This window comes from Pseudomonas kurunegalensis (genome assembly GCF_030291635.1).
Lineage (GTDB): Bacteria > Pseudomonadota > Gammaproteobacteria > Pseudomonadales > Pseudomonadaceae > Aquipseudomonas > Aquipseudomonas monteilii.
In genome coordinates, this window is the sequence record NZ_CP127871.1 from 3,747,523 (window position 1) to 3,768,934 (window position 21,412).

Consider the following 21,412-nt stretch of genomic DNA (forward strand, 5'->3'; position numbering starts at 1 on the left):
TCATCACCCTCTCCCTGTGCACCGCCTGGATGCTCGCAAGCGCCCTAGCCGGCTGCATCACCCAATAACCAACTTGTCAGCGCCCACCGCATGGACGGCGCGGGAGATTCGCATGTCCGCACAAACTGAACTGGCTGCAGTGCCGCCGAAAGACACCGCGCTCCAGGTCTACCAGGCTGCCAACGGTCTGGACCCATACCTTCGTAAAATCCGCGAGGAGATCGACGCCTTCGTCCCGGATGTGACCACTCGCAAAGGTCGTGAGGCTATCGCCTCGATCGCCTACAAAGTAGCCCGCTCCAAAACCGCATTGGACAACGTCGGCAAAGAGCTCGTGGCTGAGCTCAAGGAGACCCCCAAGAAGGTCGATGCCGAACGCAAGCGCATGCGTGACCTTCTGGATGCTTGGCAGGAAGAAGTCCGCCGCCCGTTGAACGCATGGCAGGCTGCCGAAGATGATCGGGTTGACCGACACCAGGCTCGCATCCAGCAGCTGCGCGACCTGGTGGACGTTGAAACGCTGTTTGCGGAGGGTATCCGCTTCAAGATCAGTCAGGCCGAAGCAGTTGTGATTGACGAAGGCTTTGAAGAGTTCGAAGCGGAGGCGCATCAAGCCAAGGCCAAGACGCTGGAATCCCTCCGCGCATCCTTGGCCAGGCAGGAAAAGCACGAAGCCGAGCAGGCAGAGCTGGAGCGTCTGCGCGCTGAGACTGCCGCCCGTGAGCAGAAGGAGCGCGAGGAGCGCATCGCCCAGGAAGCAGCAGAGCGCGCCCGGCTGGAGGCCGAGCATAAGGCCCAGGCCGAGCGCGAAGCCGCCCAGCGTCGTGAGCAGGAGGCAAAAGCAGTAGCAGACCGCCGTGAACTTGAGCTGAAACTGCAGGCCGAGCAGGCGGAGCGCGCCAAGGCTCAGGCCGAGGCAGATCGCGTAGCCGCCGAGCAGCGGGCCGAGCAAGAACGGCAGGCTGCCGCCCGCCAGGCCGAAGAGGCTGCCGAGCAGGCGCGTCAAGACGAGCGCCGACGTGCTGATGCCGCTGCCGCTGAGATCCTTCGCCAGCAGGAAGCCCGCGAGTCCGACAAGGCGCACCGGGCCAGCATCAACCGCACTGCCCTGGAGGCCTTCGTGGCTGGCGGCATGACTGAGCAGTGCGCAAAGCAGGCGATCACCCTGATCGCTCAACGCAAGATCCCGAACATCGCCATTTCTTACTGAGGCGCCCATGAACACAACGCCCCGCCTGGCCGCCCAGCTCGACTGGATGACGGTCGGATCGTTCTCGCCTGAGCGGTACCAGGGCGAAGAGCGCAAAGAGTATGAAGACGAGGCCGCTCGTATTGAGCGGCAGTGGGACAACCAACCGAACTGAGGGCATCCCCATGTTCAAGAAAGCCGAACGCAAGCAGGCCAAGCTACGGCTGGCACTTGCTGGGCCATCTGGGTCTGGAAAGACCATGTCAGCGCTGCTCATGGCCAAGGGCCTGGGCGGCCGTATCGCGGTAATCGACACCGAGCACGGTAGCGCTTCGCTGTACGCCGACATTGCTGACTTCGACGTGCTCGAGCTGCACGCGCCCTACTCGCCAGAGCGATACGCCGAGGCTATCACCGCCGCCGAACAGGCCGGCTATAGCGTACTGATCGTCGACAGCTACTCGCACGAGTGGACAGGCTCCGGCGGCTGCCTGGAGTCGAACGAAAAGCTCGCGCACCAGAAGTTCAAGGGCAACACCTGGGCGGCCTGGAACGAAACCACACCGCGCCACCGCAAGCTGACGGACAAGATCCTGACCAGCCCGCTGCACATCATCTGCACCATGCGGAGCAAGACGGAGACGGTGCAGGGCGAAGGTAAGAAAGTGATCAAGCTCGGCATGAAGTCCGAGCAGCGTGACGGCACCGACTACGAATTCACCGTGGTGCTCGACATCACGCACGACGGCCACGCCGCCATCGCCAGCAAGGACAGGACCAAGCTGTTCGACCAGCCCGAGGTGATCAGCGAGGACACGGGGCGCCGGCTGCTGGCCTGGCTGAACGACGGTAAGTCGCAGGCCGACCTGCAGGCCACGGCGCTGCAGGATGCGCTGTCGAAGATCCCGGTTACCGAGACGATGCAGGAGCTGCAGAGCGTGTACTCGGCTGCATACCGGATCCTTGAGCAATCGCCCGACCACCTGGCGCAGCTGAATGCCGCCAAAGATAAACGCAAAGCAGAACTCGCGGAGAAAGCAGCATGAGGGGTATCAACAAAGTAATCCTGGTCGGCACCTGCGGCCAGGACCCCGAGGTCCGCTACCTGCCGAATGGCAACGCGGTCACCAACCTTAGTCTGGCCACCAGCGAGGCTTGGACGGACAAGCAGACCGGGCAGAAGGTCGAGAAGACCGAATGGCACCGGGTAGTGCTGTTCGGCAAGGTCGCAGAGATCGCCGGCGAGTATCTGCGCAAGGGCTCCCAGTGCTACATCGAGGGCAAGCTAAAAACCCGCGAATGGGAGAAGGACGGCATCAAGCGGTACAGCACAGAGGTGCACGTCGATATCAACGGCACCATGCAGCTGCTCGGCGGCAGGCCGGATAACCAAGGCGGTGGCCAGCAGCAACAGCGCCAGCCTCAACAGCAACGGCAGCAGCCCCGCCAGCATCAGCGCCAGGCGCCCCAGCAAAGCCAGCAGGCGGCTCCGCCTGATGACTTCGACGACGATATCCCGTTCGCCCCGCTCCACCACCTGGCAGGTGCATAGCCATGAGCGATCGCGGCGAGCACCCCAACACCTACTACACGGGCCGGGACTGCCGCCGCAGCGGTGGCAGCAAACTGGCCAACCCATTCGCCTCTCACACGTTCCATGGCGCCTGGTTTCTGGCTGGTTGGAACGACATGGACCTTGAGATTGAGCAGAAAAATCCGAAGCGCGCTGCAAAGAACAAGGCGGCGTGAGCACTTGCACCTTCCCCCAAGCGGCCTGCAGGAGGTCGAGCATGGCATCCCTTTTCGACGCATCGATTCGCAAGCCGGTGCGAAAGCTGTACATCACCCGAAGCGGCGGACAGTACCGGCCTGACGATGTGGCTTTGGCCTTTGCGCTTAGCCTGCGCGTGCACGACAGCGCCGATCACCTGCGCAGGCTTGCCCGGCGCCTGGTCGACAAGGTCTGCCTTGAGCACCAGCCGAACATGAAGCGCCTGGCTCGCGAGCCGGACGACGCCAAAGTGTTCGACGCCGCGCTCAAGATCATCAACCGGGTGTGCGACCTGCTGGAGTACGCCCCGGGCACCCGCTTTGTGCGCAATGGAGGCGATGATGGCTCTGACGCAGCAGCAGCGTAATGACAACGCTGAGAGGAAGCGCATCAAGTTTGACGAGAAGGCGCTGAGGCACCGGGTACGCCCAGGGATCCATCAGGCGATGGACCGGATCTGCGAGCGATCCAAGGGCATGCAGATCAACGAGGTGCTTCAAATGGCGATCCTCAAGATGGACGCCATGCCAGACGATGAACTAAAGAAATTCCTCATGGTGCGCCACGAAATCCTACTTAGCGAAAACGTGGTGCAGGCATTCAAAGACGCCAGCGTTCGCAAGATCATTTCCGATCCAGACCAAGACGCTGACGACGAAATCGATCGCCCTTCGTAATACCCCATCCCAACCCAAATTGCCACCATGCCGCCACCAGCACGGAGGGCGGCGCATGCATGGAGAAAGCTATGATCGAAGCGACCGAGAAGCAGCTCGAACTGCTCTGGCATACGCTGGGCCTGCATCCAGAATGCCGACTCAGTAGCCGAAACTACTTCCTGACCAGCCCAGGCTATGACGACGCCAACAACCTGGATGTACTGGTCGAGGCCGGCCTGATGACACGCGGCAAGGCGCCGGCCTTCTGTGACCCTGGCGATGTTGTTTACCGGGCAACCCCCGAAGGGAAGCAGTTTGCGCGGGAAAAGCTGCCGCCGGCTCCACCGCCTCGGAAGTACACCAAGTTTGATGCCTACCTCGACGAGTGCGAGTGCTACGACGGCTTCGCTCACTTCCTCGGCATCAACCTACCGTTCTATCAGCAGCGCGGCGAGTGGCGAGATCGCGAATACCGGATGGTCCGATACCCCCGTGGGAGCGTGTACCACCAGTACCGGCGCCATTACAGCTTCGTTCAGTGGTCGCCCTACGAGACGCTTGAGGTTGCCGGCGAGTGGGCTCCGACCCTGAAGGCGGCCAAGGCCAGCTACAAAGAAGCGCTTCGGCTTCACCAGGCCAAGGGCCGCGCCGATAGGAAGCGACTCGCGGCCTAACTCTCCCGCGCTGCCCGCCAGCGCCTTCCCCTATTCAACGATAACGCCTCCCCGGCGAGGATCCACCATGTCCAATCGAATCGTCTGCCAGTTCAGTTGCGGCGCCGCTTCGGCGGTGGCCACCAAGCTGGCCCTGGCCGAGTACGGCAGCACGCACGACGTGCAGATCATCAACGCGTTCCTTGCCAACGAGGAAGCCGACAACCGCCGGTTCGCCCAGGACTGCGAAGCATGGTTCGGCCAGCCGATCACCGTCCTGCGTGACGAAAAGTACGGGGCCGACGCCCATGAGGTGTTCCGCCGCGAGCGCTACATGAAGGGCCGAACCGGCGCACCCTGCACCAAGATCCTCAAACGGCGATTGCTCGACACTTGGAAGCAGCCAGGCGACGTGATGGTGTTCGGTTACACCGCCGAGGAGGCAGATCGCCTGGATGACTTTCGGGAGCGCAATCCAGACCGCCCAGTGATCGCCCCACTGATTGATCGAGGCCTCGGCAAGGACGACTGCAAGGCCATTCTGTTGCGCGCCGGCATCGAGCTGCCCCTGATGTACCGGATGGGCTACGAAAACGCCAACTGCATCGGCTGCGTGAAGGGTGGCGAAGGCTACTTCCGTGCCATCCGCCAAGACTTCCCGGAGCAATTCGAGGCCCTGTGCGCCATCCAAGACGACCTGGGCGAAGGCTCCTACCTGTTCCGTAACCGAACCACCAACGTGCGGTTCTCCCTCCGCGAGCTCGGCGACGGCCCGGTTCGCCGAAACGAAAAGCTGCCGGCCTGCTCGTTCTTCTGCGAGATGGCCGAGGCCGACATCATCGCCCGCGCCTGACCGGAGACCCTATGCCCATCACCTACGGAAGCGTCTGCAGCGGCATTGAAGCTGCTCTGATTCAGCGCTTCATGGCCAAGTTCGCCAAAGGCCTTGGCGACGCCTGCTGGGAATGGCGGGCGGCAAAGAACTCTCGTGGATACGGAAAGATTGGGGCCGGCGGCAAAAGAGGCAAGACGCTTCTTGCTCACCGTCTCAGCTATCGAATTCACCGAGGTGAGATACCGGAAGGCCTGCAGGTCTGCCACAAGTGCGATAACCGCGCATGCGTGAACCCTGATCACCTGTTCCTCGGCACAAATTCGGACAACGTCCAAGACATGCTCAGCAAAGGCCGCTTCGTCAGCTACGACATGCGCGGAGAAAAGAACCCTGCAGCAAAGCTGAGCGCGCATCAGGCCGAGGCCATCAAACACAGGATCAATGATGGCGAGTGCCGGCGAAAGATAGCCGCCGATTTCGGCGTTTCCTACAGCCTTATCGGCGAGATCGCCAGAGGGAAGTTATGGGCAACATCACCTACGGATCCGTCTGTTCAGGAATAGAAGCGGCCACTGTCGCGTGGGAGCCTCTGGGCTGGCGTGCCGGATGGTACGCCGAGATCGAGCCATTCCCCAGCGCAGTGCTGGCTCATCACTACCCCGAAACACCGAACCACGGCGACATGACCCGCCTGGCAGCCATGGTGCTGTCCGGCAAGATTCCGGCGCCCGAGGTGCTGGTCGGCGGCACGCCCTGCCAGGCATTCAGCGTGGCCGGCATGCGCGAAGGCCTGGCCGATCCCCGCGGCGCCCTCACCATCAAATACGTGGAGCTGCTCGATGCAATTGACCATGTTCGAACAAAGCGCGGCGAGCCCGAGGCTGTCTGCACTTGGGAAAACGTCCCCGGCGTCCTCTCCGACAAAGGCAACGCGTTTGGCTGCTTCCTCGGCGCCTTGGTGGGCGAATCCGAAGAACTCCAACCGCCAGGGGGCAAATGGAAGGACGCTGGTTGTGTGTATGGACCCACGAGAACAGTCGCATGGCGGGTTCTGGATGCCCAATATTTCGGCCTGGCCCAACGACGCCGCCGTGTGTTCGTTGTCGCAAGTGCTCGAGCAGGGTTCGATCCACTCGAAGTACTTTTTGAGCGCGAAGGCGTGCGCCGGGATACTCCGCCGCGCCGAGGCCAGGGGCAAGACCTTGCCGGACGAGCTCCATTCGGCCCTGCGCTCCAGTGCGGGTGCGGATATGTCTTCGGTTTAGACCTGGGCCATTACGGATGCCCGAACTGCGAGGGCGATGAAGGGCCGGCGGTCGAGGTGCTGGCCGGCGTTCCCGCCTACGGCGGCCACAGCTTACAGGGCGATGTCAGCCAGGCCGCAACGCTGACGGCCAAGGACACCAGGATGGACATGGAGAGCGAGACGTTTTGCATTCAGGAACGTGTAGCCGGCACGCTGCGCAGCACTGATGGCGGTGCCGACGTAGATCATGGCATGGCCGGGCACTTGGTTGCAGGAACGCTGCAGGCAAACGGCAAAGCGGCCGGCAGTGCCACCCAACAGGATGCCGAGAACGGCATGCTGGTGGTGCATGGCACGCAGGACCCTGACGTGTTGCATGACCTGGTGCACCCGCTTGGCCGGAACAACGGTCAGGAGAACGCGATTTGCATCACTGGGGACATCACTCACACCCTGAAGGCTGAAGGCTTCGATGCTAGTGAAGACGGAACCGGCCGGGGCCAGCCAATGGTAACCGCCGCTACTGGAGTTCGACGCCTCACACCGAAGGAGTGTGAATACCTTCAGGGCTTTCCCGGCGACCACACCCGAATCCCCTATCGCGGCAAGCCTGCAGACGAATGCCCTGACGGGCCACGCTACAAGGCGATCGGCAACAGCAAGGCCGTGTTCGTCGTCCGCTGGATCGGCCGACGCATCCAACAACAACTTGAACGTCTCGCTTGAGGTTACCAATGACTACTGAAATCCGATCCAGCAGCAAGGTGGCGGTCCTGCCGATGTGGGTCATCGACCGCATCAAGGAAGAAATGCGCCTCGGCCCTGCCGCCTGGCAGGCAATAACCGACGCGGTTGAGCAGGCAGAGGTGCCCCAGGCGCTGCCGTGCGAAGTGAAGCTGCCGCCGGGCACCGTAGCTGGCCAAGGCTCGCCCTTGTCGACGCTGCTGATGGCTATGGCGCAGCGCGCCAGCCAGCCGGCTCATGCTCAGGTGTTCTGCAGCGAGCCGCCAGCCCCGCAGCCCCACCCCGAGCCTATGGCCTGGATGGTTGGTACTGCCTTCTGGTGGACCAAAGGTGAGGCAGAGAGGGATGCGGCGGCGACTGGGCTGCCGATTGTTGGACTGGGGCCGATGACCGATAGCAGCGAGGTTGAGCGGCTTGTAGCTGCGAACACTGAGTACGCTCGCAGGCACCTTGAGCAACTGGGTGAGGTCAAGCGGATGAGCAAGGCCACGGCTTTCGTCCAAAGGCTGGTCGACTGTTCGGGCACCCAGCCCAGCGTGGCCACGGGGTATCTGCGCGACATCCTGGATGAGCTCAAGGGAAACACAACTCCGACTGCGCCTGTTGACCGCGATGAGCGGGCGGCCTTCGAGCATCACCACCGGATCTGCGACTTAGTGCGCGACGAAGACTGCCCTGAGGACTACCGAAACCAAAGCGTTCAGGATTCCTGGGAGGGATGGCAAGCTCGCGCCGAATGGGAGATCCGACCATGAAAATCCACTGGGCCGCCCACATCGAGTTCGACCACGACGGCAACGACCATGAGCACTTCTCTGCGTGCGGCGTGGGCCGTGGGAACCGTGACGGCGAGGAATGGGATTCGGCCAGGTTCAAGTCCGAAGTCACCTGCAAGACCTGCCTTAAGGTAATCGCCAAGCAAGAAAACATCCGTACTCCTCAGCTGTAACCCCTCTCCCCTCTATTCACTGCCGCGATATGGCGGCCAAGGCGAAGCTATGTCTCAAGCAAAGGAGCGCCCGATCCTGTTCAGTGGGCCGATGGTTCGCGCCATCCTGGAAGGTCGGAAGGCAGTCACCCGACGCCCGGTAAAGCCAGGCTTCCCGTCCTCAGTCACCGAGGCGTTCCCCTACGCGGGCGCGCCACATGCGTGGATGCCAGCCTTGCCGTCGGGTGAGCCTTGGTACGAACAGGTGCGCGAGTGCCCATACGGCAGACCAGGTGACCGACTGTGGGTGCGCGAGACTTGGCTAGAAGACCCAGAAGACGACGGAACTTGGGCATACACCCAATACATGGGCTGCAAAGGCTCGCCTCTTTCAGATATTCCCAAGCGCTTCCAGAAGCCAGAACACTGCATTTTCCGCGCAACCTGGGACGGTTCTGCTCTGAGGTGGCGACCAAGCATCCACATGCCGCGCTGGGCCAGTCGCATCCTGCTGGAGATCACCGACGTGCGCGTGGAGCGGCTGCAGGACATCAGCGACGACCAAGCCAAGGCCGAAGGCATGGTGTACACAGACTTCGGCATGCAAGAGCTGCCCGGCAAGGCCAGCATCGACGGCGGTAAAACTTTTCACCCTCTGAAGCCTCAGCAAGCGCCAGGGTGGCACGCCGGCGACGCAACGCACCCGGATCAATGCCTTGATCGAGCCAGGTGGGCGTTCGCGAACCTCTGGGAAAAGATCAACGGTGAGAACAGCTGGGACGCCAACCCATGGGTCTGGGTCGTCGAGTTCAAGAGGATCGAGCCATGACCCGCCTCGCCCTCTGCCTCCTGCTGCTGGCCACCCTGGCCGGCTGCCAAGGGGAAGCCGAATCAACCACGCGCGCAGGTTCCGACTTCAAGGTCGACCGGATCTTCACTGTCGATGGCTGCACCGTGTACCGATTCCACGACGGCGGTCGGGCCCGGTACTTCACCAACTGCGCAGGCTCGACCCAGTGGGAAGAGGACTGCGGCAAGAACTGCTCGCAACAGAGCGGTGTGACCGGAAGCAATCACCAGGCCGGCAACGAGCGCCAGCTCTCCCCTCACGAAACCCAACCCGAACCTACACCCGCTCTGGCGCCTGGGCGCTGGACCGCAGAGAGGTATTCGATGTGAGCGAAATGATCGAAGTAAGAGCCAGGGAATTGACTGGGCATGCGCTCGATTACTGCACCCTGGTGGCAAATGGAAAACAGGCTCGAATGACTGAATCCGGAGTTCGACTGGCCGTTGGCGGAAGCGTTTTCAAGCGTTTCAGCCCCACATCGGACAGCCGATTGGCCAGCGAACAAATACTCACCCATAGGGTGCGCTTCGATGAACTGCTTCCCGGATATGCGTTCTCGGCAAGAGTCGGTGACGTGGTCTGCGGAGGCGAAACAATCGACATAGCCGCCTGCCGCGCAATCGTCGTTGCATCGCTTGGTGAGGCATTCGCTTTGCCTCGCCATGTGGCGCCTGGGCGCTGGATTGATGAGAGGTATCAACTGTGAAAATTGGAAGGCTCTTTATCGGACTGAAGTGGTGCTACGGCGCGAAAGACCAAGCTGTGATCTTGAGCTGGGAGCTGAAGTGCGGCTACTGGCGGTGGGCGATCTGGTGGCGTAAGCCAAAGAAAGCGCTGTGCCTTCCGGCCTTCGGGCCATCCATGGCGGCAGGTACCAAGTACTTCGTTGGCCATGGCCACTTTGGAGCATGGGCGCGGGTTCCGCTGATCGGCTCGTTTTCCATCTCAACCCAACCGCCCTACCCGGCGCAGGTGCAGCCATGACCGACCTGATCGAAGTGAGGGTATCCAACCTAATCGGCGCGGCGCTGGACTGGGCGGTGGCCATGGCCGAGGGCTACAGGCCGGACAGCGAGCAGCTCGAAGGCGATGGATTGACCGTCATCAGCCCGAAGGGCGTGTTCACCAGTGTTAGCGTGCGAGGTGCGGAGAATGGATTCGGCTACCGACCATCCACGGACTGGTGCCAGGGCGGTCCGCTGGTAGACAAGCATCACGGCGGCCTCCACTACGAGGCCCATCTGGCTGATGCAAACTTCCGCTACAGCTCTGGCCCGGACAGGACTGGGCTCTGGTGCTACGGCCCGACCGCGCTAATTGCCTTCTGCCGGGGCCTGGTCAAAGCCAAGCTCGGCGATACCGTCCAGGTGCCGAAGGAGCTATGCCAATGATCCTGCCCCTGATGTACATGGTCTACCTGGTATATAGGGGGCCGCGATGAGCGAAGTCAGCCTCTACCACGGCGACTGCCTGGAGGTGATGAAGCTGATCCCTGATGCTAGCGTCGACATGGTGCTGGCTGACCTGCCATACGGCACCACGCAGTGCGCCTGGGATGTTGTCATCCCCTTCGAGCCGCTGTGGGAGCAGTACCTGCGGATCGCCAAGCCCGAGGCCGCTATTGTGCTCTGCGCAGCCCAGCCGTTCAGTTCGCTGGTGGTGGCCAGCAACCCCCGAGACTATCGCTACGAGTGGATCTGGGAGAAAGGCAATGCAACCGGCTTTCTCAACGCCAAGAAGCAGCCGCTACGGGCGCATGAAAGCGTCCAGGTCTTCTATCGGCGCCAGCCCGTGTACAACCCGCAGATGACCACCGGCCACGAGCGACGTACTGCAAAGCGGAAAACGGTCAACTCGGAGTGCTACGGCAAGGCCCTGTCGCTCACCGAGTACGATTCGACGGACCGGTACCCGCGCTCGGTGCAGTTCTTCTCGAGCGACAAGCAGAAGGCCAGCTTCCACCCGACTCAGAAGCCCGTGGCGTTGATGCAGTTCCTGATCGCCACCTACACCAACCCGGGCCAGATGGTGCTGGACAACACGATGGGCTCCGGTACCACCGGTGTCGCCTGCATCCACCTGGGCAGGCGCTTCATCGGCATCGAGGATGTCAAGGAGCACTTCGGTACCGCCCAAAAACGCATCGCCGAAGCCATCACAATTCGCGACACCCAGGCAGCGCAGACCGAACTGTTCGAAGCGCGAGCCTAACCCCCCCCTACTACTCAAGCCCGCCAGCCAGGCGGAACCATATCGGTGACCCCGCCGAAATGGTCACACCCAACCACTACTAAAGCCCGCCGACATGCGCGGGCGAGGATTCTGCATGCTCGAAAACATCGAGGTGGTGCGCATCAAGCGCTTCGCCGCAAACACGGCTGGCCGCGATTTAGCGGTCGGCGATATCCACGGGCACTTCACCCGCCTTCAGGCTGCCCTAGACTCGGCCGGATTCAACCCGGCAGTTGACCGGCTTTTCAGCGTGGGCGACCTGGTCGATCGCGGTCCCGAGTGCCGTGATGTGCTCGGCTGGCTGGCCAAGCCATGGTTCCACCCGGTGCGCGGCAACCACGACGACTATGTGTGCCGGTTCGACACCTGCGACGTCGACAACTGGATCTACAACGGTGGCGCCTGGTTCGCCGGCCTTGCCTGGGATGAACAGCGCGAGTACGCCGCCCAGTTCCGCGAATTGCCGATCGCCATCGAGGTAGAGACACCCGGCGGCCTGGTCGGCGTCGTGCACGCCGACTGCCCATTCCCATCCTGGGACCAGCTGCGGGCCGCACTTGAAGCGCCGGAGACTGCCAAGAAGCTGAGGCTGACACAGAACACCTGCATGTGGTCGCGCAGCCGCATCGAGCTTGGCGAGACCGATGGAGTGCAAGGCCTTAAGGCGCTGGTGGTCGGCCACACCCCGCTGCACAAGCCGGCGGCTCTCGGCAACGTCATCCACATCGACACCATGGGATGGAGGCCGCAGGACGGCGGCTTCTTCACCCTGCTCGACTTGGCCACCCTCGAAACAATTCCTCCCATGCCCACGAAACTCAACTGGGACTGAGCCAGGAGCCATCCATGAACCAGATCGACTGCTACGTCACGAAGATCCTCGGCGAGCCGTACCGCAAGTTTGGCGCCTGGTGGGTCGACGTCGAATACAACGCCTGGGGTAGCACCAGCAAAACCCAGCTCATGTTCCGCACCGAGGAAGCCGCCCGGGCGGCGCAGGTCGGATACCACTTCACGGCTTGATCTGGCCGCAGGAGAAATACATGGCGAACGCCACTTCAGCTGCACCGACAGCCTTGCAGCCTAGATTCCTGCGCGCAAAAGACGCGCCGGGTTATCTCGGCATGTGTAAGGACGAATTCAAGAACACCGTCAGGCCGCATGTCCGTGAATTCCCTATCGGGAAGCAGGGCATCGGCTTCGACCGCCTGGAGCTTGATGCCTGGGCAGATGCCTACATCGAGGCCATGGCCGTTGAAAAGGCAATCAATCAGGACAACAATCGACCCCGCAGCGTAAGTGGGGTCATGGAATCCAAGGAGACTCCATGGCCAAAAAGGCAATCACAGGGCTCCAGAAAATGCCCAGCGGCATCTGGAAAATCGACAAGGTCTACAGGGGAGAACGAATTCAAGAGAGCACTGGCACTTGTGACCGGCAAGAAGCAGAGCAGTACCTGATCCACCTGCTGGAAAAAATGCGCCAGCGCAAAGTCTATGGGGTTCGCGAGATCAAGACATTCGCCACTGCCGCGGCGAAGTACCTGGTCGAACACAAAGAGCAGCCATCGATCAAGCTCACGGCGATCTATCTGGAGCAGGTGGTCGAGTACATCGGCCACCTTCCATTGACGCACATTGACGACGAGGCACTGGCCGCATACATCCGCGACCGGAAGGCTGATTCGGTGATGCCTGATGGGAAGGTGAAGAAGGGAGTCAGCAACAGGACGATCAACATCGCGATTGAGCGAGTCATTCGTGTCCTTTCGCTGGCTTGCCGGAAGTGGCGGGATGAAGAGCGCAGGCCCTGGCTCGACAGCGTACCGCTGCTCACCAAGCTGGACGAAAAGAAGTCGAGTCGACAGCCCTACCCTATGTCCTGGGAAGAGCAATCGATTCTTTTTGGGGAATTGCCCGACCATCTGCAACGCATGGCCCTGTTCAAGGTGAACACAGGCTGTCGCGAGCAGGAGGTCTGCAAGCTGAGGTGGGACTGGGAGATTTTTGTCCCGGAACTGGACGCCAGTGTGTTTCTGATCCCAGCCGAGTTCGGCGGCAGGCATCAGAACTCCGGGGTCAAGAATCGGGAGGAGCGCCTGGTCGTGCTGAACAGCGTGGCCAAGTCGATCATCGAGGGGCAGCGCGGCCTCAGTCGTGAGTGGGTTTTCCCATACAACGGCACCGCGATGCATCGGATGAACGACTCGGCCTGGAAGAAAGCAAGGGTGCGCGCAGCGAAGCTCTGGCAGGAGCAGCATTTGCGGCCGGCACACCCTGGGTTCGCTTCCATCAGGGTTCACGACCTGAAGCATACCTTCGGACGAAGGTTGAAAGCAGCAGCTGTCAGCTTGGAAGATCGGAAGTCACTTCTTGGGCACAAGAGTGGCAGCGTGACCAGTCATTACTCCGGCGCGGAGATTGGTCAGATGATCGAGGCGGCAAACAAGGTATCGGCTACCGATTCTCGCGGGCCGGTGCTGACGATCTTGAAGAGGAGAATTGGATGATGAAAAAGGCGAAGTCACTCGAAAAGTCACTATGCCCAGAAACAACAAAGCCACCCGAAGGTGGCTAAGTCGTTGAATATATTGGTCGGGACGGAGTGATTCGAACACTCGACCCCTTGCACCCCATGCAAGTGCGCTACCGGGCTGCGCTACGCCCCGACTACATTCTCATAACCTCTGAGAATGATGAAGAATCTAACCTAACCTTTTGATAAATGGAAGCTTTTTCTCAAAAAATTTTCCACTCATCAGAAAAAGCCCAGCTCACTTCTTCAAAACCACCAACACATCCTCCAATTCAACAATCATCTGCCGAATCAGCTGCTTGTACTGGCTCGATTCATCCTTAGCCTCATCACTGGAGAGCCGCAACCGCGCCCCGCCGATGGTGAACCCCTGGTCATAAAGCAGCGCACGAATCTGGCGGATCATCAGCACATCTTGGCGCTGGTAATACCGCCGGTTCCCCCGCCGCTTCACAGGGTTAAGCTGGTCGAACTCCTGCTCCCAATACCGCAGCACGTGTGGCTTTACCGCACACAGCTCGCTCACTTCACCAATGGTGAAGTAGCGTTTGCCCGGTATGGGGGGCAGTTCGTCGTTATGGCTTGGTTCCAGCATAGGCCTCAACCCGGGCCTTCAACTTCTGCCCTGGACGAAAGGTGACGACGCGCCGTGCAGTGATCGGGATCTCTTCCCCTGTCTTGGGGTTGCGGCCCGGCCGCTGGCGTTTGTCGCGGAGGTCGAAGTTGCCGAAACCGGACAGCTTCACCTGCTCGTTCTCTTCAAGTGCGTGCCGAATTTCTTCGAAAAACAGCTCGACCAGCTCCTTGGCCTCACGCTTGTTAAGCCCCAGCTCCTCGTACAGCCTTTCGGCCATCTCAGCTTTCGTCAGAGCACCCATGCCGTTATTTCCTTAACGTGGTGTTCAACCTTTGTTCGAGCGAGGTGAGGATGTTTTGCAGGGTAGTGTTCACCTCATCGTCGTTAAGAGTGCGCGATGGATGCTGCCAGGTCAAGCCGACGGCAAGGCTTTTTCTATCAGGATCAATGCCTTTACCTTGGTAGACATCAAACAGCCTGAGGTCTGTGAGCCATTCGCCTGCATTGTCACGAATTAATTCAAGCACCGCGCTAGAAGCTACATCACGTCCTGCAATCAACGCCAGGTCACGACGGGTTTCCGGGAACTTGGACAGCTCGCTGAATTTCGGCAGGCGGCCTTCGACCACGTCGCCCAGCACCAGCTCGAACAGGAACACCGGGCGGTCCAGGTCCAGGGCTTTGGCCAGCTCTGGGTGGATGGCGCCAAGGTAGCCGACCAGCTTGCCATCACGCTCGATGGCGGCGGTTTGGCCAGGGTGCAGGGCTGGGTGTTTGCCGGCGCTGAAGGTGAAGTCGCTCAGGGCGCCGGAGTAACCCAGCAGGGCTTCCACGTCGGCTTTAACGTCGAAGAAGTCGACGCCATCGCGGCCGTTGGCCCAGCCTTCTGGCAGGCGGCTGCCGGTGATAACGCCGGCGATCATTGGCTGCTGCTGCAGATCACCCAGCTGGCCGACGAAGCGCAGGCCGCTTTCGAACAGGCGCACGCGGTCTTGCTGGCGGTTCAGGTTGTGTTGCAGCGCCTTGACCAGGCCCGGCCACAGGGACGCGCGCATGGCGGCCATGTCGCTGGAGATAGGGTTGGCCAGCAGCAGCGGCTCTACGCCCGGGCTGAACAGTTCGAACAGTCTCGGGTCGATGAAGCTGTAGGTGATGGCTTCCTGGTAGCCGCGGGCAACCAGCAGGCGGCGCAGGGTTGGCAGGTCACCGCGGGTTTCCGGCTTGCCTTGTGGGGCCAGGCGGGCTTGCGGGTAACGTACCGGCAGGTTGTTGTAACCGTACAGGCGGGCCAGCTCTTCGATCAGGTCCACTTCCAGACTGATGTCGAAGCGGTGGCTTGGGACGGTTACGGTCCACTGCCCTTCCCCGCTCTTGGCCGTGGTCAGCTCCAGGGCGTTGAGCAGTTGCTCGACCTGGGCTGGGTCCATTTGCATGCCGAGCATCTGGGTGATGCGTTCGTCGCGCAGGGTGACCGGGGCCACTTGCGGCAGGTGCTGTTCGCTGACGGCTTCGACGATCGGGCCGGCTTCGCCGCCGACGATGTCCAGCAGCAGCTGGGTGGCGCGCTCCATGGCTTCGCGGGCCAGCTGCGAGTCGACGCCGCGCTCGTAGCGGTGCGAGGCATCGGTGTGCAGGCCGTAGGAACGGGCTTTACCGGCAACGGAAATCGGCTCGAAGAAGGCGCTTTCCAGGAACAGGTCGCGGGTTTTTTCGGTGTTTACACCGCTGTGCTCGCCACCCATGACGCCGGCGATGGCCAAGGCGCGGGTGTGGTCAGCGATGACCAGCGTGTCGGCACGCAGGGCGACTTCCTGGCCGTCGAGCAGGACGAGTTTTTCGCCCTCTTCAGCCATGCGTACGCGAATGCCGCCGTTGATTTCTGCCAAGTCGAAGGCGTGCATCGGCTGGCCGAGTTCGAGCATCACGTAGTTGGTGATGTCGACGGCGGCGTCGATGCTGCGCACGTCGCTGCGGCGCAGGCGCTCGACCATCCACAGCGGGGTCGGCTTGCTGAGGTCGACGTTACGGATAACGCGGCCCAGGTAGCGCGGGCAGGCGGCCGGGGCACTGACTTCGACCGGGCGCACTTCGTCGTGGGCAACCGGTACGGCTGGCACCACCGGGCGCGTGACCGGGGTGTCGTACAGGGCGCTGACGTCGCGGGCCAGGCCGGCGATGGACAGGCAGTCACCACGGTTCGGCGTAAGGCCGATTTCGATGCTGGCGTCGTCCAGGCTCAGGTAGGTACGAATGTTTTCGCCAACCGGGGCATCGGCTGCCAGTTCCAGCAGGCCGTCGTTCTCTTCGCTGATTTCCAGCTCGGCAGCCGAGCACAGCATGCCGAAGGACTCGACGCCACGCAGCTTGGCCTTTTTGATCTTGAAGTCGCCAGACAGCTCGGCGCCGATCATGGCGAACGGAATCTTGATGCCTGGGCGGGCGTTAGGCGCGCCGCACACGACCTGGAAGGTTTCCTGGCCGTTGCTTACCTGGCACACGCGCAGCTTGTCGGCGTCCGGGTGTTGTTCGGTGGCGAGGATTTCGCCCACGACAATGCCGCTGAACTGGCCGGCAGCGGGGGTTACGCTGTCGACTTCGAGGCCGGCCATGGACAGGCGGGCGACCAGTTCGTCACGGGAGACTTGCGGGTTTACCCAACCGCGCAGCCACTGTTCACTGAATTTCATGCTGTTCTCCTGAAAGTTGCGTCGGGCATTGACCTAGCGGAATTGCGCGAGGAAGCGCAGGTCGTTGTCGAAGAACAGACGCAAATCGTTGACGCCATAGCGCAGCATGGCCAGGCGCTCGGCGCCCATGCCGAAGGCGAAGCCCTGGAACTCTTCAGGGTCGATGCCAGACATGCGCAGCACGTTCGGGTGCACCATGCCGCAGCCCATCACTTCGAGCCAGCCGGTTTGCTTGCACACGCGGCAGCCCTTGCCGGAACACATCACGCACTGGATATCGACTTCGGCGGACGGCTCGGTGAAGGGGAAGAACGATGGGCGGAAACGTACCGCCAGTTCTTTTTCGAAGAACACGCGCAGGAATTCTTCGATGGTGCCCTTGAGGTCGGCGAAGTTGATGTCGCGATCGATCAGCAGGCCTTCGACCTGGTGGAACATCGGCGAGTGGGTGATATCCGAGTCGCAGCGGTATACGCGGCCCGGGCACACAATGCGGATTGGCGGCTGGGTGGACTCCATGGTCCGCACCTGCACCGGCGAGGTGTGGGTGCGCAGCAGCATGTTGGCATTGAAGTAGAAGGTATCGTGCATCGCCCGGGCCGGGTGGTGGCCGGGGATGTTGAGCGCTTCGAAGTTGTGGTAGTCGTCTTCCACCTCTGGGCCTTCGGCAATGCCGTAGCCGATGTGGGTGAAGAACTGCTCGATGCGCTCGAGTGTACGGGTGATCGGGTGCAGGCCACCGGTGGCCTGGCCACGGCCTGGCAGGGTGACGTCAATGCATTCGGCAGCCAGGCGAGCGCTGAGCTCGGCCTCTTCAAAGGCGGCCTTGCGGGCATTGAGCACAACGGTAACGCGCTCTTTGGCGTCGTTGATCAGCGCGCCGACTTTCGGCCGCTCTTCGGCTGGCAGGTTGCCCAGGGTCTTCATCACCTGGGTCAGCTCGCCTTTCTTGCCGAGATAATTGACCCGGATCTGTTCCAGGGTAGTGATGTCTTCAGCGCGCTCCACGGCCTCCAGGGCTTGGGAGACCAGCGCATCCAGGTTTTCCATGTACAGACTCCAGATACGAAAATAGGGGAAGAGCTTTGAAGGCTCTTCCCCTATCGATGACGTTCAATGCCCGGCGCCGCAAGCGCCGCCGGGTGATTGTCGCGGGTACTTAAGCCAGAACGGCTTTAGCTTTCTCGACAATCGCAGCAAACGCCGCTTTTTCGTTCACTGCCAGATCGGCCAGAACCTTACGGTCGATTTCGATCGAAGCCTTTTTCAGGCCAGCAATCAGACGGCTGTAGGACAGACCGTTGGTGCGGGCACCGGCGTTGATACGAGCGATCCACAGTGCGCGGAACTGACGCTTCTTCTGGCGACGGTCGCGGTAGGCGTATTGGCCAGCCTTGATGACCGCTTGCTTGGCTACACGGAATACGCGCGAACGTGCACCGTAGTAACCTTTAGCCAGTTTCAGAATTTTTTTGTGACGCTTACGAGCGATAACGCCGCGCTTAACACGAGCCATGAGTAACTTCCTCTATCTTAACCAGAATTAACGAACGCGCAGCATGCGCTCGACTTTTGCCACGTCAGACGGGTGCAGCAGGCTGGCACCGCGCAGTTGACGCTTACGCTTGGTCGACATTTTGGTCAGGATGTGGCTCTTGAAAGCGTGCTTGTGCTTGAAGCCGGAAGCGGTCTTCAGGAAGCGCTTCGCAGCACCGCTCTTGGTTTTCATTTTTGGCATGTTGGAACTCCGCATTCGATAAAAATTACACAATAATCATCAGGCCTGCCGTGCCCGGGAGATTACTTCTTCTTTTTGGGGGCGATGACCATCATAAGCTGGCGTCCTTCCATCTTAGGATGCTGCTCAACGGCGCCGTATTCGGCGAGGTCGGCTTCGACCCGCTTCAACAGCTCCATGCCCAGCTCCTGGTGGGCCATCTCACGGCCGCGGAATCTCAGAGAGATCTTGGCCTTGTCCCCATCGGTAAGGAAACGTACCAGGTTGCGTAGTTTTACCTGGTAATCCCCTTCTTCCGTCCCTGGACGAAACTTGATTTCTTTGATCTGGATCTGCTTCTGGTTTTTCTTGGCTTCGTTGGCCTGCTTCTTCTTCTCGAAGAGGTGCTTGCCGTAGTCCATCACCTTGCAGACGGGCGGTTGCGCGTCTGCAGAGATTTCCACCAGATCCAGCTTCGCTTCATCAGCGATACGAAGCGCTTCATCAATCGAGACGATGCCAATCTGCTCGCCGTCAGCGCCAATTAACCGAACCTCGCGTGCCGAGATATTCTCGTTGATCGGGGCTTTCGGTGCAGTTCGTTTATCGTTTCTCATTTCACGCTTAATAGTCATTACTCCGATTCTAGGCGACCGCGCTGGGCAACAGCGCTGTTGAGCAGCTGCGTGAATTCAGCCACCGGCATGGAGCCGAGGTCTTTGCCTTCACGGGTGCGTACGGCGACGGTCTGCGTTTCGACTTCGCGATCCCCTATAACCAAAAGGTACGGGACCTTGAGCAAAGTATGCTCGCGGATTTTAAAGCCGATCTTCTCATTTCTCAAGTCCGACTTGGCACGGAAACCGCTACCGTTCAGGGTATTTTCTACCTCGAGGGCAAAATCGACCTGTTTGTCGGTGATGTTCATGATCACAGCCTGGGTTGGCGCCAGCCAGGCCGGGAACACGCCAGCATAGTGCTCGATCAGCATGCCGATGAAGCGCTCGAACGAACCAAGGATGGCGCGGTGCAGCATGACCGGGCGCACTCGGCTGTTATCTTCGGCGATATAGCTGGCATCCAGGCGCTCTGGCAGATTCGGGTCGTACTGCAGGGTACCGCACTGCCAGTTACGGCCGAGGCAGTCGCGCAGGGTGAACTCGATTTTCGGGCCGTAGAAGGCGCCTTCGCCTGGCTGGTATTCCCACTCCAGGCCGGATTCGTTCAAGGCGTCGGCCAGTGCACCTTCGGCACGGTCCCACAGCTCTTCGGAGCCCACACGCTTGGCCGGGCGGGTCGACAGCTTCATGGCAATGTCGGTGAAGCCGAAGTCCTTGTACACGTCCAGGGTCAGCTTGATGAAATCGGCGGCCTCTTTCTTCACCTGTTCTTCGGTGCAGAAGATGTGCGCGTCGTCTTGCACGAAGCCACGCACGCGCATGATGCCGTGCAGGGCGCCGGACGGCTCGTTACGGTGGCAGGCACCGAACTCGGCCAGGCGCAGTGGCAGGTCGCGGTAGCTCTTCAGGCCCTGGTTGAACACCTGAACGTGGCACGGGCAGTTCATCGGTTTTACCGCGTAGTCACGGCTTTCCGACGAAGTGGTGAACATGTTCTCGGCGTAGTTCGACCAGTGGCCGGAACGCTCCCAGAGGATGCGATCAACAACCTGCGGGGTCTTGATCTCTTGGTAGCCGTTGACGCGCTGAACCTGACGCATGTACTGCTCGAGTACCTGGTACACGGTCCAGCCGTTGGCGTGCCAGAACACCATGCCCGGAGCTTCCTCCTGCAGGTGGAACAGGTCGAGCTGCTTGCCGATCTTGCGGTGGTCGCGTTTTTCAGCTTCTTCGATGCGCTGAATGTAGGCCGCCAGCTGCTTCTTGTCGGCCCAGGCGGTGCCGTACACGCGTTGCAGCTGCTCGTTCTTGGCATCGCCGCGCCAGTAGGCGCCGGACAGCTTGGTCAGCTTGAATGCCTTGAGGAAGCGGGTGTTCGGCACGTGCGGACCGCGGCACATGTCGACGTATTCTTCGTGGTAGTACAGGCCCATGGCCTGTTCGTCCGGCATGTCTTCGACCAGGCGCAGCTTGTAGTCTTCGCCTCGGGCGGTGAACACGTCGATGACTTCGGCACGCGGGGTCACTTTCTTGACCACGTCGTAGTCTTTGTCGATCAGCTCCATCATGCGCTTTTCGATGGCGGCCATGTCTTCTGGGGTGAAGGGGCGCTCGTAGGCGATGTCGTAATAGAAGCCTTCATCGATGACCGGGCCGATCACCATCTTGGCGGTCGGGTACAGCTGCTTCACGGCGTGGCCAACCAGGTGGGCGCACGAGTGACGAATGATCTCCAGTCCCTCTGCATCTTTAGGGGTGATGATCTGCAGGGTGGCGTCGTGGCTGATCAGGTCGCAGGCGTCGACCAGCTTGCCGTCAACCTTGCCGGCCACGGTGGCCTTGGCCAGGCCGGCGCCGATGGATGCGGCGACTTCGGCTACGGATACGGCGTGATCAAACGAACGTTGACTGCCATCGGGAAGAGTAATAATGGGCATGGCGCCTCCTCTCCTAGTGGTGACCCCTACCAAAGGTCACGTGGGTTGGGATGAGCCAGTACAAGATCCGACCTGCCCTCCTTTAAAGGAAGCCTGCCTCACAGTGGCAGAAGCCTTTCGGCTTGCGAGGGACGAACCAGAGTGACTGGAAAGAAAAAGATAGCTGCACGCTGAAAGTTGTCAGCTGCAAGCCGGGCATGCTAGCACGCGGGTTGCACGCCAGGCAGAAATA

30 protein-coding genes and 1 tRNA gene are annotated in these 21,412 nt (G+C 60.9%); 22 read left to right on the forward strand and 9 right to left on the reverse strand.

The features are described from left to right. The first annotated feature begins 112 nt into the window (after nucleotides 1-112). From QQ992_RS16940 to QQ992_RS17045, 22 genes are all read left to right on the forward strand, one after another. Nucleotides 113-1,210, forward strand: a complete 1,098-nt coding sequence (locus tag QQ992_RS16940; protein WP_286110388.1) for a coiled-coil domain-containing protein — start codon at nucleotides 113-115, stop codon at nucleotides 1,208-1,210. Between the two features lie 7 nt (nucleotides 1,211-1,217). Continuing rightward, the gene (locus QQ992_RS16945; RefSeq protein WP_165976044.1) at nucleotides 1,218-1,364 is read left to right on the forward strand and encodes a hypothetical protein; all 147 of its coding nucleotides are present in this window, start codon (nucleotides 1,218-1,220) and stop codon (nucleotides 1,362-1,364) included. A gap of 85 nt (nucleotides 1,365-1,449) precedes the next feature. After that, nucleotides 1,450-2,235 carry an ATP-binding protein gene (locus tag QQ992_RS16950; protein ID WP_433963086.1) on the forward strand — a complete coding sequence of 262 codons (786 nt, stop codon included), beginning with the start codon at nucleotides 1,450-1,452 and terminating at the stop codon, nucleotides 2,233-2,235. Then, nucleotides 2,232-2,741, forward strand: coding sequence for a single-stranded DNA-binding protein (locus QQ992_RS16955; protein WP_286110391.1), 510 nt, complete (start codon nucleotides 2,232-2,234; stop codon nucleotides 2,739-2,741). The genes QQ992_RS16950 and QQ992_RS16955 overlap by 4 nt, the downstream gene beginning before the upstream one ends. Before the next feature lie 2 nt (nucleotides 2,742-2,743). Continuing rightward, complete coding sequence (locus QQ992_RS16960; RefSeq protein ID WP_286110393.1) at nucleotides 2,744-2,938, forward strand: hypothetical protein; 195 nt, start codon at nucleotides 2,744-2,746, stop codon at nucleotides 2,936-2,938. Between the two features lie 41 nt (nucleotides 2,939-2,979). Continuing rightward, on the forward strand, nucleotides 2,980-3,327 hold the full coding sequence (locus QQ992_RS16965) for a DUF7740 domain-containing protein (protein ID WP_286110394.1): 348 nt from the start codon (nucleotides 2,980-2,982) through the stop codon (nucleotides 3,325-3,327). After that, complete coding sequence (locus tag QQ992_RS16970) at nucleotides 3,302-3,637, forward strand: hypothetical protein (protein ID WP_286110395.1); 336 nt, start codon at nucleotides 3,302-3,304, stop codon at nucleotides 3,635-3,637. The genes QQ992_RS16965 and QQ992_RS16970 overlap by 26 nt, the downstream gene beginning before the upstream one ends. A gap of 71 nt (nucleotides 3,638-3,708) precedes the next feature. Then, nucleotides 3,709-4,293, forward strand: coding sequence for a hypothetical protein (locus QQ992_RS16975; RefSeq protein WP_286110396.1), 585 nt, complete (start codon nucleotides 3,709-3,711; stop codon nucleotides 4,291-4,293). A gap of 67 nt (nucleotides 4,294-4,360) precedes the next feature. Continuing rightward, complete coding sequence (locus QQ992_RS16980; protein ID WP_286110397.1) at nucleotides 4,361-5,125, forward strand: hypothetical protein; 765 nt, start codon at nucleotides 4,361-4,363, stop codon at nucleotides 5,123-5,125. 11 nt (nucleotides 5,126-5,136) lie between these two features. Further along, entirely contained in the window at nucleotides 5,137-5,670 is a 534-nt protein-coding gene (locus tag QQ992_RS16985; RefSeq protein WP_286110398.1) for an HNH endonuclease, read from the forward strand. After that, nucleotides 5,631-7,079: a DNA cytosine methyltransferase gene (locus QQ992_RS16990; RefSeq protein ID WP_286110399.1), complete on the forward strand. Its 1,449-nt coding sequence runs from the start codon at nucleotides 5,631-5,633 to the stop codon at nucleotides 7,077-7,079. The genes QQ992_RS16985 and QQ992_RS16990 overlap by 40 nt, the downstream gene beginning before the upstream one ends. A gap of 8 nt (nucleotides 7,080-7,087) precedes the next feature. Next, nucleotides 7,088-7,852 carry a hypothetical protein gene (locus QQ992_RS16995; protein WP_286110400.1) on the forward strand — a complete coding sequence of 255 codons (765 nt, stop codon included), beginning with the start codon at nucleotides 7,088-7,090 and terminating at the stop codon, nucleotides 7,850-7,852. Beyond that, nucleotides 7,849-8,046, forward strand: coding sequence for a hypothetical protein (locus tag QQ992_RS17000; RefSeq protein WP_286110401.1), 198 nt, complete (start codon nucleotides 7,849-7,851; stop codon nucleotides 8,044-8,046). The genes QQ992_RS16995 and QQ992_RS17000 overlap by 4 nt, the downstream gene beginning before the upstream one ends. A gap of 49 nt (nucleotides 8,047-8,095) precedes the next feature. After that, nucleotides 8,096-8,854, forward strand: a complete 759-nt coding sequence (locus QQ992_RS17005) for a hypothetical protein (RefSeq protein ID WP_286110402.1) — start codon at nucleotides 8,096-8,098, stop codon at nucleotides 8,852-8,854. Beyond that, nucleotides 8,851-9,204 carry a DUF4884 domain-containing protein gene (locus QQ992_RS17010; RefSeq protein WP_286110403.1) on the forward strand — a complete coding sequence of 118 codons (354 nt, stop codon included), beginning with the start codon at nucleotides 8,851-8,853 and terminating at the stop codon, nucleotides 9,202-9,204. Before QQ992_RS17005 ends, QQ992_RS17010 begins: the two co-directional genes overlap by 4 nt. Further along, entirely contained in the window at nucleotides 9,201-9,581 is a 381-nt protein-coding gene (locus QQ992_RS17015) for a hypothetical protein (RefSeq protein WP_286110404.1), read from the forward strand. Before QQ992_RS17010 ends, QQ992_RS17015 begins: the two co-directional genes overlap by 4 nt. A 274-nt stretch (nucleotides 9,582-9,855) precedes the next feature. Beyond that, nucleotides 9,856-10,266, forward strand: coding sequence for a phage protein NinX family protein (locus QQ992_RS17020; protein WP_286110405.1), 411 nt, complete (start codon nucleotides 9,856-9,858; stop codon nucleotides 10,264-10,266). Between the two features lie 46 nt (nucleotides 10,267-10,312). Then, nucleotides 10,313-11,086, forward strand: a complete 774-nt coding sequence (locus QQ992_RS17025) for a DNA-methyltransferase (protein WP_286110406.1) — start codon at nucleotides 10,313-10,315, stop codon at nucleotides 11,084-11,086. A 115-nt stretch (nucleotides 11,087-11,201) separates the two neighbouring features. Beyond that, complete coding sequence (locus tag QQ992_RS17030) at nucleotides 11,202-11,939, forward strand: metallophosphoesterase (RefSeq protein WP_286110407.1); 738 nt, start codon at nucleotides 11,202-11,204, stop codon at nucleotides 11,937-11,939. Nucleotides 11,940-11,953: 14 nt separating this feature from the next. Next, the gene (locus QQ992_RS17035; protein WP_286110408.1) at nucleotides 11,954-12,130 is read left to right on the forward strand and encodes a hypothetical protein; all 177 of its coding nucleotides are present in this window, start codon (nucleotides 11,954-11,956) and stop codon (nucleotides 12,128-12,130) included. A gap of 20 nt (nucleotides 12,131-12,150) precedes the next feature. Beyond that, entirely contained in the window at nucleotides 12,151-12,567 is a 417-nt protein-coding gene (locus tag QQ992_RS17040; protein WP_286110409.1) for a hypothetical protein, read from the forward strand. Then, the gene (locus tag QQ992_RS17045) at nucleotides 12,468-13,616 is read left to right on the forward strand and encodes a tyrosine-type recombinase/integrase (RefSeq protein ID WP_286113961.1); all 1,149 of its coding nucleotides are present in this window, start codon (nucleotides 12,468-12,470) and stop codon (nucleotides 13,614-13,616) included. The genes QQ992_RS17040 and QQ992_RS17045 overlap by 100 nt, the downstream gene beginning before the upstream one ends. An 82-nt stretch (nucleotides 13,617-13,698) precedes the next feature. Here QQ992_RS17045 and QQ992_RS17050 read toward each other — a convergent pair. The 9 genes from QQ992_RS17050 to thrS form a co-directional block, all read right to left on the reverse strand. Then, nucleotides 13,699-13,775 (reverse strand) — tRNA-Pro (locus QQ992_RS17050). Nucleotides 13,776-13,880: 105 nt separating this feature from the next. Beyond that, entirely contained in the window at nucleotides 13,881-14,237 is a 357-nt protein-coding gene (locus QQ992_RS17055) for a MerR family transcriptional regulator (RefSeq protein WP_003250681.1), read from the reverse strand. After that, nucleotides 14,218-14,520 (reverse strand): integration host factor subunit alpha, encoded by a 303-nt coding sequence (gene ihfA / locus QQ992_RS17060; protein ID WP_003250679.1) that lies wholly within the window; start codon nucleotides 14,518-14,520, stop codon nucleotides 14,218-14,220. Before ihfA ends, QQ992_RS17055 begins: the two co-directional genes overlap by 20 nt. 4 nt (nucleotides 14,521-14,524) lie before the next feature. Further along, the gene (gene pheT, locus QQ992_RS17065; protein WP_286110410.1) at nucleotides 14,525-16,906 is read right to left on the reverse strand and encodes a phenylalanine--tRNA ligase subunit beta; all 2,382 of its coding nucleotides are present in this window, start codon (nucleotides 16,904-16,906) and stop codon (nucleotides 14,525-14,527) included. A gap of 33 nt (nucleotides 16,907-16,939) precedes the next feature. Further along, nucleotides 16,940-17,956 (reverse strand): phenylalanine--tRNA ligase subunit alpha, encoded by a 1,017-nt coding sequence (pheS, locus tag QQ992_RS17070; RefSeq protein ID WP_286110411.1) that lies wholly within the window; start codon nucleotides 17,954-17,956, stop codon nucleotides 16,940-16,942. 109 nt (nucleotides 17,957-18,065) lie between these two features. Continuing rightward, a complete protein-coding gene (gene rplT / locus QQ992_RS17075) occupies nucleotides 18,066-18,422 on the reverse strand; it encodes a 50S ribosomal protein L20 (RefSeq protein WP_003250671.1) in 357 nt (118 codons plus the stop codon). 27 nt (nucleotides 18,423-18,449) lie between these two features. After that, nucleotides 18,450-18,644: a 50S ribosomal protein L35 gene (rpmI, locus tag QQ992_RS17080; RefSeq protein WP_003250667.1), complete on the reverse strand. Its 195-nt coding sequence runs from the start codon at nucleotides 18,642-18,644 to the stop codon at nucleotides 18,450-18,452. A gap of 62 nt (nucleotides 18,645-18,706) precedes the next feature. Beyond that, nucleotides 18,707-19,258, reverse strand: coding sequence for a translation initiation factor IF-3 (gene infC, locus QQ992_RS17085; protein ID WP_177337068.1), 552 nt, complete (start codon nucleotides 19,256-19,258; stop codon nucleotides 18,707-18,709). Next, a complete protein-coding gene (thrS, locus tag QQ992_RS17090) occupies nucleotides 19,258-21,180 on the reverse strand; it encodes a threonine--tRNA ligase (protein WP_286110412.1) in 1,923 nt (640 codons plus the stop codon). The genes infC and thrS overlap by 1 nt, the downstream gene beginning before the upstream one ends. Between the last annotated feature and the right edge of the window lie 232 nt (nucleotides 21,181-21,412).